The sequence below is a fragment of the Bifidobacterium castoris genome, assembly GCF_003952025.1.
GTDB lineage: Bacteria > Actinomycetota > Actinomycetes > Actinomycetales > Bifidobacteriaceae > Bifidobacterium > Bifidobacterium castoris.
In genome coordinates, this window is the sequence record NZ_QXGI01000005.1 from 1 (window position 1) to 12,341 (window position 12,341).

10 protein-coding genes are annotated in these 12,341 nt (G+C 63.8%); all 10 read right to left on the reverse strand.

What is annotated here, in order from left to right:
• Positions 1-96 precede the first annotated feature (96 nt).
• Positions 97-372 (reverse strand): hypothetical protein, encoded by a 276-nt coding sequence (locus D2E22_RS06600; RefSeq protein WP_126032317.1) that lies wholly within the window; start codon positions 370-372, stop codon positions 97-99.
• A gap of 196 nt (positions 373-568) precedes the next feature.
• Positions 569-1,660 (reverse strand): glycoside hydrolase family 5 protein, encoded by a 1,092-nt coding sequence (locus tag D2E22_RS06605; RefSeq protein WP_126032318.1) that lies wholly within the window; start codon positions 1,658-1,660, stop codon positions 569-571.
• A gap of 287 nt (positions 1,661-1,947) precedes the next feature.
• A complete protein-coding gene (locus D2E22_RS06610) occupies positions 1,948-2,160 on the reverse strand; it encodes a hypothetical protein (protein ID WP_126032319.1) in 213 nt (70 codons plus the stop codon).
• Positions 2,161-2,272: 112 nt separating this feature from the next.
• A complete protein-coding gene (locus D2E22_RS06615) occupies positions 2,273-3,127 on the reverse strand; it encodes a tyrosine-protein phosphatase (RefSeq protein ID WP_126032320.1) in 855 nt (284 codons plus the stop codon).
• A gap of 149 nt (positions 3,128-3,276) precedes the next feature.
• Positions 3,277-5,283 carry an ABC transporter ATP-binding protein gene (locus D2E22_RS06620; RefSeq protein WP_206431393.1) on the reverse strand — a complete coding sequence of 669 codons (2,007 nt, stop codon included), beginning with the start codon at positions 5,281-5,283 and terminating at the stop codon, positions 3,277-3,279.
• A gap of 68 nt (positions 5,284-5,351) precedes the next feature.
• Positions 5,352-7,280 (reverse strand): ABC transporter ATP-binding protein, encoded by a 1,929-nt coding sequence (locus D2E22_RS06625; protein WP_126032429.1) that lies wholly within the window; start codon positions 7,278-7,280, stop codon positions 5,352-5,354.
• A 101-nt stretch (positions 7,281-7,381) separates the two neighbouring features.
• Entirely contained in the window at positions 7,382-8,071 is a 690-nt protein-coding gene (locus tag D2E22_RS06630) for a MarR family winged helix-turn-helix transcriptional regulator (RefSeq protein WP_241218272.1), read from the reverse strand.
• Between the two features lie 470 nt (positions 8,072-8,541).
• Positions 8,542-9,108, reverse strand: coding sequence for an NADPH-dependent FMN reductase (locus D2E22_RS06635; protein ID WP_126032322.1), 567 nt, complete (start codon positions 9,106-9,108; stop codon positions 8,542-8,544).
• Between the two features lie 652 nt (positions 9,109-9,760).
• Positions 9,761-10,579 carry a DUF5067 domain-containing protein gene (locus D2E22_RS06645; RefSeq protein ID WP_126032323.1) on the reverse strand — a complete coding sequence of 273 codons (819 nt, stop codon included), beginning with the start codon at positions 10,577-10,579 and terminating at the stop codon, positions 9,761-9,763.
• A gap of 451 nt (positions 10,580-11,030) precedes the next feature.
• A complete protein-coding gene (locus tag D2E22_RS06650; protein ID WP_126032324.1) occupies positions 11,031-12,302 on the reverse strand; it encodes a glutamate-cysteine ligase family protein in 1,272 nt (423 codons plus the stop codon).
• Between the last annotated feature and the right edge of the window lie 39 nt (positions 12,303-12,341).

The following is a 12,341-nucleotide window of genomic DNA, read 5'->3' on the forward strand; positions in this document are numbered from 1 at the left end:
GCATGTGCCCCCCACCTGCTATGCACATGGTACACAAAAGGTTGGAATACCAACGATTGTGCGAGGGTGGTCGTTACGGTCGTACCGTTCACGATGTCACCTAGGCACCTCGTCCATGTTCTCCCACGTGTTCGCCGTGTTGAACAGCAGCGATTCCTCGGCGCCGGTGCGTTCCTTCTTCTCTTCCTTGATCTCCTTGGCGTCCTCGTCGTCCTCGACGTGCTTGTCGAAGCCATCGTCGGCGTTGCCGTCCGACTCGCCGCTCACCGGGTCGACATGCGGATGGTCGGTCTCGACGACGATTTCCTTGAGTTCGTTGATCTGTGCGGCGTCCAGAGCCTCGAGGCCCTCTTTCTTTTCTTCGTCTGCCATATGGGGCTCCTTACTGTTGATGGTTCCGTCTTCGACGACGGTACCGTCCATCATAGGAGGATTCAGCTTCCGACGCGCGCAGCGAAAGCATCTTTTCCCAATAATTCCAAATACATAAGCGCTTCAGTAACCAAGGTGGCCACGTGGGCGTCGAAGGCCGTTCACCGTCATCGCCGCAGCGCCGCGCATCGGCCGTCTACCGATACCCGCGCAGATACCGCCGGTACCATTGGCCTTCGGCCGACAGGTCGGATTCGATCGGGTCGCGCGCCTCGTTCGTCGCGAACAGCGCGCCGCCCTCATGCTTGTCGGACAGATTCCAGATGATGTACGAGACGCCGTACCCGTCGAGCATGTCAAGCCAGGCCTCGGCGGCCTTGACGTCCACGGCGCCGTCGCCGTCCGCGTCCGTCGCGCCGAATTCGCTGACGAACACCGGCGTGCCCGCCTTGACGGCGGCCACGACCCTGTCGCGCAGCCACTGCCCATGCTCGGCCGCATAGAAATGCACGGTGTACATGACGTTGTCGGCGTCGAGCGGATCGGCCGTCGCCGCCTCGATGCCCTGGCACCAGTCCGGCGTGCCGACGAGCACGACGGCGTCCCGCGCGTGCGAGCGCACGACCGGGATCACCTGCTCGGCGTAGCGCTTGACCTGCGCCCACGTCGTGCCTCCGTTGGGCTCGTTGCAGATCTCATACAGCACGTTCGGCACGCCGGCGTACTCCTCGGCGATCTCGCCGAAGAACTCCTTCGCCTCGTCGATGTGCATGTTCGGGTCGTTGTCCGACAGCGTATGCCAGTCGACGATGACGTACATGTCGTCCTTGACGGCCGCGTCGATGCCGTCGCGCACCGTCTTCTTGAGCTGCTCCTTGTCGCCGTCGGTGCAGTAGCCGCCGCTTTCCGCGCAGTACATCGCGATGCGCACCGCGTTGATGCCCCAGTCGCGGCTGAGGTTCGCGAACAGGTCGGCGTTCACGTACTGCGGATACCATGCGATGCCGTGTGTCGAGGCGCCGCGCAGCTGGACCGGCTTGCCGGCCGGGTCGAGCAGCCTCGCCCCCTCCACATGCAGAGGCGGGACCGTCGTCGTCTCCACTTCCCCGACGTCCGCCGCGTTCCCCGGCACGTCCGGCGCCGCGGCGCCCTCGCCGCTCGGCGCCATCGTGATCGCCGCGTCGCCGCTCGCCTGCGGTTCCATCTGCGCCGCGACGCCACAACCGGCGAGCAGCGCCGCACATGCCACGAGCGTCATGACGGTCGATACCCACTTCTTCATCATCATCCTCGCTTCTCTTCACCCGCCCCGCCCCGCCTGCATGGCGCGGCCGCCCCATCACCGCCGTTTTCCCTGCCGGCGTGCGGATGGCGACGGCACGGCGCACCGCTTCCCCGATGCCCGTGCGGCCGTATATGCGTTACGCTAACAAGCGGGTGCGCACGCCACGCCGTGTTTTCAGCCCACGGCTGACATACGACAGGGCGCGTCGCACGGAACACCGTGCGACGCGCCCTGTCCTACCCCATGCAAAGGTCCGCCGGCCGAAGCGCAGCCGGCGGTTCGATGATGAATCAGTGGGTCTGGTGGGTCTCCTCGTCCTTGGCGATCTCGTTCTTGTCGCCCTTCTCGGCGCGCGCCGACTCCCAGCCCTCCTTGGCGTCCTTGAGCTTGTCGCTCAGCTGCGAGACGGAGTTCTGGATGGCCTCGAAGTCGTCCTTGTGCTCGTCGATGCGTTCCTTGATCTCCTCGAAGTTCTTCTTCATCTGCTCGGTCATGTCGGTCATGGTAACCGTCCTTCGTTCCATGGTTGGATATTGCTGTCTTCCATTACAGCACGTTCGGCGCCTCTTCCGCGCGATTGCGCAGTTAGGCGAATCGGCATCCCCTTTTGCGCCGTCAGCCCTGCGGCGCGGAGCGGTCCTCGCAGGTGTAGCGTTCGCGCAGCCTCGCGAAATCGGCGGCGGTCAGCCCCACCTTCATGCGCAGGAAGCCGACGAGGCCGCCGTAGCGCGCCGTCGCGCCGATGAACGCGTGGATGTAGGCGGGGGCCGCCGTCAGGAACTGGTTGACGTCGCCGTCGAAGCGCGCACCGAGGAGCGCTTCGAGCTTGCGCCCGAGCTTCGACGAGACGTGCGGCATGAAACGGTTCGTTTCGAGGTAGTCGTCGACGATGAGCGCCTCGTCGACGCCGAGCGAGGCGAGGACAAGCGCGGCGAGCACGCCGGTGCGGTCCTTGCCCTGCGTGCAGTGCCACAGCGTGCCGCCGTCATCGTCGAGCAGATGGCCGAAGCATTCCCTCCAGCAGTCGACCGCCATCGACGAGGCGGCCATCTGCGGATACAGGCTTTCGATGAACATGCCCGGATCGGCGATGAGACCCCTGAGCTGCTTGCCGAGCTCCGCGCCCTCGTCGAAGACCGGGATCGGCAGGTAGCGCCAACCGGGCAGCAGCCGGTCCTCCTCCATATGGCGTTCCTGATGCGTGCGCAGATCGATGACGTTGCGTACGCCGAGCCGGTCGAGCGTCGCGAGGTCGGCGTCGGCCGCCTTGTGCAGATTCGCCGAGCGCAGCAGCATGCCGGGACGGATCCGGCGCCCGTCCTGCGTCGGGATGCCGCCCATGTCGCGGATGTTGCCCACGCCTTCGAGCCCGAGCGGCTTCGAGACGATCTTCCAATCCCCGTCTCCGTGTTCGTTCTCGGATTCGACGTGGTTGATCTGCCGGATGATACGCGCTTCGTTCCCATGCATACCGCACCATCCTACGCGGCCGCGCCCGCGCGTCGCCCGCACTGAGCCGAGAGGGAAGCGAGACTCCGCACCCGGCCGGCAAAAAGGCGGCCGCGCCCGCGCATCGCACGGGCACGGCCGCCTTCGTCGAAGCGGTTGTGCGCCAAGGCTCACTCGAGCTCGAGCGAACCGGTGTACAGCTGGTAGTACTCACCCTTCTCGGCCATCAGCTCGTCATGCGAGCCGCGCTCGATGATGCGGCCGTGGTCGAGCACCATGATGACATCCGAGTTCCTGACCGTGGACAGGCGGTGTGCGATGACGAACACCGTGCGTCCCCGCATCAGGTTGTCCATGCCGGCCTGCACGACCTCCTCGGTGCGCGTGTCGATCGACGACGTCGCCTCGTCGAGGATGAGCGCAGGCGGATCCGCCACGGCGGCGCGCGCGATCGAGATCAGCTGGCGCTGCCCCTGCGACAGGCCCGAGCCGTCGCCCGACAGCACCGTCCGGTACCCGTCCGGCAGCATGCGGATGAACGAATCGGCGTTGACGAGCTTCGCCGCGGCGATGCACTCCTCATCGGTCGCGTCGAGCTTGCCGTAGCGGATGTTGTCCATCACCGTGCCGGTGAACAGGTTCACGTCCTGCAGCACGATGCCGAGCGAACGGCGCAGATCCGGCTTCCTGATGCCCTGGACATTGATGCCGTCGTAGAGGATCATGCCCTCCTGGATGTCGTAGAAACGGTTGATCAGGTTCGTGATCGTCGTCTTGCCGGCACCGGTCGCGCCGACGAGCGCGATCTTCTGGCCCGGCTTGGCGAACCACGTGATGTCGTGCAGCACCGGCTTCTTCGGGTCGTAGCCGAAGGTCACATCGGTGAAGCGCACGTCGCCGCGCAGCAGCGTCAACCTGCCGTCCGGGGACGTCACCGCCTGCTCATGCGCCTTCTGCCACACCTCGTAGGCGCGGTCGCTGAGCTGCTTCGCGGCCTCGCGCGAACGCGTGCCGTCGTCGCTCGCCTCGCGCTTCCACGCCCAATGGCCGGTCTTCCTCGACGTCTCCGTCATCGTGCGGCCGTCCGAGCCGAGCTCGACGTTGACGAGCGTCACCGTGCCGTTGTCCTTCTCCGAAGGCTCGTCCATCAGCGCGAAGATGCGCGACGCGCCCGCCAGCGCCATCATGACCATCGTCATCTGCTGCGAGACCTGACCGATCGGGTTGACGAAGGACCTCGACAACGTCAGCAGCGAGATGATCGTGCCGATCGTGAAGGTCGCGCCCGAGAAGCTGAGGTTGCCCCAGCCGCCGAGCGCCGCCATACCGCCGAAGATCGCCGAAAGCACATAAAGCAGATAGCCCATGTTGCCGACGACCGGCATCAGCACGTTGCCGTAGGTGTTCGCGCTCGTGCTCGCCTGGTAGAGCCGTTCGTTGCGCTCGTTGAAGTCCGCCTGCGTCGCGTCCTCGTGGTTGAAGACCTTGATGACCTTCTGCCCGTTGACCGATTCCTCGACGAAGGCGTTCACGTCGCCGAGCTCCTGCTGCTGCACGACGAAATAGCGGCCGGAGCGGCTGACGATCACGCGGATCAGCAGCATCAGCAGCGCCGTGAAGACGAGCACGAAGACCGTGTAGGGAATCGACAGGTACAGCATCGAGACGAGCGCCGCGAACGCCGAGACGCCGGAGGCGAACATCTGCGGAAGCGACTGGCTGATCGCCTGGCGCAGCGTGTCGGTGTCGTTCGTGTAGCGGCTCATGACGTCGCCGTGCTCATGCGTGTCGAAGTAGGAGATCGGCAGTGTCTGCATGCGCCCGAACATTTCGTCGCGGATCTGCTTCATGACGCCCTGTTCGACGCCGACGAGCAGATACGAGTACAGCCATGCGCTGACGGTGCCGAGCGCGTAGAGGACGCCCATGAACAGCAACGCCTCGATAAGCGGCGCCCACGCCGGATGGCTTTCGCCGACGAGCGGCATGATATAGTGGTCAATCAGCGCTTGCAGGAACAGTGCCGATCCGGCCTGCGCGATCGCGGACACGATGATCGCGATGATGATGAAGACCATGCGCGCCCGGTAGGCGAACACGTACTTGAGCAATCGCCTGAGCGTACCCTTTTTCGCCTTTTCGCGCGGCATGCCCTGCATGCCGTTCGCGTTCGGCATGCGCGCGTCGTCGTTGAGGGTCTCCTTGTCGGTTACCGCCGTGCGCGCCGTCGTCGCTGCTGCTGCGCTCATCGTTCCTCACCTCCCTTGATCTGTTCGATGTCGTTGCGGATATGCTCCTCGCGCACCCGTTCGCGTTCCCGTTGCCGCGCGATGATGTCGGCGGTCGACGTGTCCTCGTCGTAGTCGGTGCGGTAGCCGCTGGCCTCCGCCTCCTCCTCGTGCAGGTCCTGCGCCTCCTTGTCGAGGTCGCGCTGCGTGTGCTGCTGCGTCTGCGACTCGTAGATGCTGCGGTACTCCTCGCAGCGTGCGAGCAGCTCGTCGTTCGTGCCCTGGTCGAGGATGCGACCTTCATGCATGACGACGATCAGGTCCGACTCCTCGACCGACGCCACGCGCTGCGCGATGATGATCTTCGTCGTGTTCGGGATCTCGTGGTGGAACGCCTCGCGGATCAGCTGGTCGGTCTTCGTGTCCACGGCCGACGTCGAATCGTCGAGGATCAGGATCTTCGGCTTCTTGAGCAGCGCGCGGGCGATGCACAGACGCTGGCGCTGGCCGCCGGAGACGTTCGTGCCGCCCTGCTCGATGTAGGTGTCGTATTTGTCGGGGAACTCCTGGATGAAGCCGTCGGCCTGCGCGAGCTCGCAGGCGTGGCGCAGCTCCTCGTCGGTCGCGTACGGGTTGCCCCAGCGCAGGTTCTCGGCGATCGTGCCGGCGAACAGCACGTTCTTCTGCAGCACCATCGCGACCTCGTCGCGCAGCGACTCGAGCTCGTAGTCGCGCACGTCGACGCCGCCGACCTTGAGCGCGCCGGACGTGACGTCGTACAGACGCGGGATGAGCTGCACGAGCGACGACTTCGCCGAGCCGGTGCCGCCGACGATGCCGATCGTCTGCCCGGAGCGGATGTGCAGGTCGATGTCGTCGAGCACCGGGCGCTCCGAATGCTCGGAATAGCGGAAGCTCACATGATCGAAGTCGATCGAGCCGTCGGCGACGGCCGTGACCGGCTCGTTCCCCTCACGGATCGTGCTCTCCTCGGTCAGGACGCCGCAGATGCGTTCGGCGGACGCACGGGAGATGATGACCATGACGAAGATCATCGACAGCATCATCATCGCCATCATGATCTGCATCGCATAGGTGACGAGCGCGGTCAGGTCGCCGGTCGTCAGGCCGAGCGCGGCGTTGTTGCCGGAAGCGACGATCTGGCGGGCTCCGATCCACGCGATCGTGATCAGCGACGCGTACATGCAGACGTTGAACAGCGGCGAGTTGATCGACAGCAGCTTCTCGGCCTTGCAGAACTGCTCATAGATCTTGAGCGAGATGCGGCCGAACTTCCTGTCCTCGAAGTCCTCGCGGTTGAAGGACTTGACGACGCGGATGCCCTGCAGGTTCTCGTCGACGACGTTGTTGAGCTCGTCGTAGGTGTGGAAGACGCGTTCGAAGATCGGGTGCACGACGATGACCAGGCCGAACAGGCCGACCGCGAGCACCGGGATGCACGCGAGGAACACCATCGAGATCTGCGGGCTGATGCGGAACGCGAAGATCCAGGCGACGATGAGCATGACGGGCGCGCGCATGCCGACGCGGATCAGCATCTGGTAGGCGTTCTGCACGTTCGTCACGTCGGTCGTCAGCCTCGTGATGATCGAACCGGTCGAGAAACGGTCGATGTTCGCGAAGCTGAACTCCTGCACCTTCTCGAACTCGTCATGCCGCAGGTTCTTCGCGAAGCCGGAGGACGCGATCGCCGCAAACCTGCCGGACAGGAAGCCCGCGCATAGCGAGACGGCCGCGCAGCCGATCAGGATCAGGCCGTATTTCCAGATGTCCGGCATCGACTTGCCGGTGATGCCCTTGTCGATGAGCACGGCGATGACCGACGGGATCAGGATCTCGATGATGGCCTCGACGATGACGAACAGCGGCGAGAGGAGGCTCGCCTTCTTGTATTCCCGCAGCGACTTGCCGAGCGTGCGTATCACATGCTTCTTGCTCGGCGGCTGCGACGGTTGCGACGGCCGCGACGAGGCCGGTCGTGCGTCCGGCCGCTTCGTGCCGGCGTCGGCCGTGGAGGTGGTTGCGCTCACTGCTTTGCTCCTTTCTTCTTAGGTGACTGGGATTGATGTGGTTGGGATGATTGGGGCGGCTGGATCGGTCCGTCCGGATCGGAGGGACGTCGCGGACCGGTGGGCGGCACGGGCGCGGGCACGCGATCGCCGACGCCCCGTCGGTCGTCGTCGTCCTCGCGGCGCTCACCGTCGGCCTGCGACTGCGCGGACGCGCATCCCGGAGCCTCCTTGCCGACCAGACCGGAGGCATACAGATTGGCCTTCATCCGCTCGAGATCGGCGAGGAAACGGCGCTGCTCATCGTCGGAGAAGCCGTCGAACAACGTGCGTTCGAGCTGCCTCGAACGACGCTGCAGCTCTTCGACGATGCCGTCGGCCTCAGGCGTGAGCTCGATCTTGCGCACGCGTGCGTCCCACTGGACGCTCGTGCGGGTGATGAGCCCTTTCTTCTCCATCAGCGCGAGCACGCGCGACGCCGTGGAACGCGTGATCGAGAACGCGCGCTCGATGTCGTATTGGAACACGTCCTCGTTGCGGTGGTCGTGCAGATACAGGATGATCGGCATGTTCGTGCCCGACCCTGTGGACTCCGGCGGCGTGACGACGTTCCAGTACCGGCCGATGAGATGATGCACGGCGCGGATCTCCAGACTCGGCTTGAGGCACGTCTCCGCGCGCCCGTCGTCCGTGTTCCCGATGACCACGATCCGTCTCCTTCCTTGCGCCGATCGCCGACGGTGCGGACGACCGTTGCCGTGCGCGCCACAGGGCCGCACGCATCGGTACGCCACCCGGTCAGTCTAGAACGTCCGGCATACAACTGTTGCAGATGCAATTGTTGTATGCTCACAGCGTAACGAGGAGAGGGTCGAGGGTTCGATGAGAGGGATAGTGGGCGCATCCGCGGGATGAACTGGCGGGCGGCGGGACGGAATGGCACACGGGGGGACGGGACGACGACGGAGTCGACGGAACGGGACGGAAAACAGCTCTTTTGCGAGCCGCTCGGTCGACATGGTCGATGAAACAGACGGAAAACGGCATGTTCGCGGGCGGAATCGTCGATGGAGTCGACGCAACAGGACGCGGACATGGAACGACCCGCGCAGCTCGTCGAGAGATGCGCGGGTCGCCATCAGAACCAGTCATCCGCGGCACTGCGCGGACGGGAGGTTCACTTCACTTTGTTTTCGGAGATGAAGGTCAGGAAGCCCTCGGCCTGCGTGCGCAGCGCCTCCTGATCGGCGGAGGTCATCGCCCAGTCGCCGGTCTGCACAGCCTCAGCCGGAACGGACAGTCCGACCTCGACCGGGAAGAGACGCATGCCGGCATCCTCAAGCAGATCGCCGACCATGATGCGCGGATGCAGCTCCTCGAAGCCGCCGACGCCGAAGATCGCGACCGGCTTCTGGTTGAGCACGTTCTCCCCCTCCTCGTCCTTCGTGGACGGCAGCGACAGCCAGTCGAAGAGGTTGCGCAGCGAATCCGGAATCGTCTTCTTGTACTCGGAGACGACAACCCAGACGGCGTCCGCGTTGCCAAGCTTGTCACGCACGGCGAGCGCGGCCTCCGGCAGCGGGTACTCCGGGGCTTCGCCGGCGAGCGGCAGATCCTCGTAGTCGATGGTGATCGCTTCGGCGCGGTCGCCGACGATGCTCATGATCTCCTTGGCGAGGTCCGCCTCGAACGAACCGTCGGTGAGCGAGGTCTCAACAAATGCAATGGTTGGCTTGTCTGCCATGTTTCCTCCTTGGTGGTTCAGGCACGGGCTGAGACGGCCATACGCCGCCGCAATCCGTCTTGCTGCCTACCATCTTCGTGCCGCGGGAGGCGTCAGGGAACCGGAAATAGCCACCGGTGAACAAATGCGGAGCGCGGTATGCGGAAGCGCGGGGCGCGAGTGTGGGTGCCGGCACGGGCGTGAGCGCGGGGGCACGTACTGCGTACGTATGCGCGGCGCGGGACGCCTACGGGCGGATTCACGTCACACCGCGCGCATACATACGCCACGCAGGACGCCACCGAGTCAGGCTGCGTCACACAGCGCGCACAGATACGCAGCACGGGACACCGGCGGCCGAATTCGCGTCTTGCCTAGCGCATGCATACGCAGCATGGGGCGGTACAAGCCTGATCCGCGTCACAGAGCGCGCATACATACGCAACACGCGACGTCAGCGGGCGAATCAGTGGCTCGCGTCCTGAGTCAGCACACCGCATCCCGTCTGATCAGTGCGCTGAACGACGGTTAGCCGCAACCGGAATCGAATTGGTCAGCGGAGAAGCGCAATGGGTCGCCGCTGACACGGTTCACATAGACGCCGGGTTCGTGCAAGCAATCACATGCATTGAGCGAAGAGTGGTTCGTCGGCGGAACGCCACTTGATCACGCGTCACTTGACGTTGACGGTCTTTTCCTCGACGACCTCTTGGGGAACACCGCCGAAAAGCTTAACGGTCACAGGAGAATCGCCCTTGAGTGTGAACACTTCGTAATACGTGGTTTTGACCCCTGGCTGAATCTTCTCCGTCATGGAGTTGCTTACTTTCTCATACATCGGGGCATCCAAGGACAGCATTCCCATATTCAGAGTCTTTCCGTTCTGATAAGCGTCCACGTTCGCGAAGGTGGTCATGAAGCTTTTATCCTCATCCGAATTGTTTTCCCAATCGACCGCAACGATGATCACCTGATGGCCGTAGCCATCCTCCTGCACCTTGGTGCCCGAGATCTGCATATTGTAGGTTTCAGGTGAGTATTTGTCTCCCCCGACCTTGCTCTGATCGCTGGAACCGCCACCACTCTTCGAATCCGAGCCTGCGAGATCGGAATCTGCGCTGGAGTCCTTGCCATCGGCGCCGTTTGCGCTCTCATTGTTCTTGTTCTGCGCATCGGCATTCGTCTGCTCGGCGGCAACCGAATCGTCTTCCTTGGCCGGCGCAGTGGCACGTCCGATTGCAAAACCGGCTCCGCCACCCGCCAGTAGCGCGATCACCGCGATCACAATCGTCACCCACACAGCCACACCCTTTGATTTCGACTGCATCGGCGCCTGTCCATAGCCATTCGAACCATACGGCTGCTGACCATCCAATCCGTAGCCGTTATTCTGCGGGTATTGCGCTTCCGGGTACATTGGCCCCTGCTGCGCGACCTGCGGCTGCTGAGGCTGTCCCGACTGGCCGTTCCACTGATTGTACTGATCCGACATGGTCGTCCCCTTCCCTGTCCCTTGGTGGCGTGCGCACCATCGTGCCTCTGCCCATCGTACCGAAAGTCCTTCCTCCGTAGAACATCGGCCAATCTAGCGCGAACAGCAGACATATCCGGATCCGGCATGCACATCTTCAACCAGTCGTCGAGGGAGAATGACGACGACGCCTCATATGGCTTGAAGATCCTATACTGCTGCGCTTTCCCTTCGCTTTCCTTGAGATGCGCGAACAGTTGCCGTCTCGCCAGATGCTCAGCATCGCCCCATTCGCTCGGGCAACAGTCGGAGTCTACGTCGTATACCGTCTGCACCAGAGAGGAACTATACCATCCTCACGGAGATGCTCCGTCCTTTTCGCCAATCCCCGCACATGCGGGGCATGCTCGAAGCATCGCTATACAGGCGGCTCACTCCCGCGCTTGCAGGACCTTTTTAGGATAAGCCCCCTCTACCCCTGCCGCACCTCCGGCCATTTCGCATCCCCCGGCACATCGGCGAGCGCATCGCCCACGCCCAAGACCTCCGCCCAGTACTCCATCGGCTGGTCGTACGGCTTCGCATCTCCCCCGCGCGACTGCAGCACGGCCTTCGCGGCGTGCACGTCCTCGCCGGTCAGTCCGCTGAAATACGATTCAAGACGCCCGAGGCGCTCCGGATCGTAGAACAGGTCGCCGACGATCTGCGTGAGTCGCTCGGCGCGCTCCACCGGCAGTGAATCCCAGTGCCGCATCTCGATGAAGTTCTTCAGGCGCACGTCGTTGAAATGCGTCGAGAGCACATGGTTGATTTCGTAGTCGTTGAGCTCGCGGTCCGGGTAGACGTCGGCCGCGTTCGAATAGAACGCCGCGAACTCGAGCTCATGTTCGGGGCGTCCTTTGTATTCGGGCGTGTGCGTCAGGTCGGCGAACATGAGCGGCGTGCTGAGCACATCCGCCGCGTAGTCCTCCCAGCCGAATCGTTCGTCGTAGAGTCCCGGCGTCACGTTCGTGCGCTGCACGTCGAGGTAGTCCCACATCCGCTGACGGCACAGCGGCCATGGGTTGCGTTCGCCTTCGAAATACGGGGTGTTGCGGAAGAACCATGCGAGAATCGGGCCGATCGCGGTGCCGAGCCGCATCTTGTCGATCGCGTCGCGTTCGCTCGTGTAGTCGATGCTCACCTGCGTCGACGCCGACGCGCGCATCATGCACGGACCGAACTGGCCGACGCGCCCCAGATACTCGTTCATCGCCGCGTAGCGTCGTTTCGGGTTGAGCGGGATGTCGGCGTACGACGTCTTCGGCTGGTACCCGTAGTTGACGAGGCGGAATCCGAGTTCGTCGAGGATCGGCTGCGCCTCTTCGATGAACCGACCATACAACGCGCGCAGTTCCTCCGGCTTGCGCAGGACACCGATCGACGTTTCGATCTGGCCGCCGGGTTCCAGCGATACGGCGAGCCCCTCACGCCCCAATCCGACCAGATGGTCGCCCTGCCAGTATTCCTGATCGGCGTCGTAGTAAGGCCGCAGACGCCGCAGCAACTCCTCCACACCGTTCGGCTCGCCGTAGGTGACGGCCGTGTCGTCGGCGTTGCGCACCGGCAGATGCTCGATCTCCACGCCGAAGCCTCCGGTACCGGGCGCGGAGCATCCCTGTTCGAAGAAACGGACAAGACTGCGCACATGCCTCGAATTCGGCTCGACAAGCGAATGCGCGTATGAGACTCGTAGTGTTGTCATAAGAGCCCATAGTAACGTGCGCGGCTCGGGACACGGCGT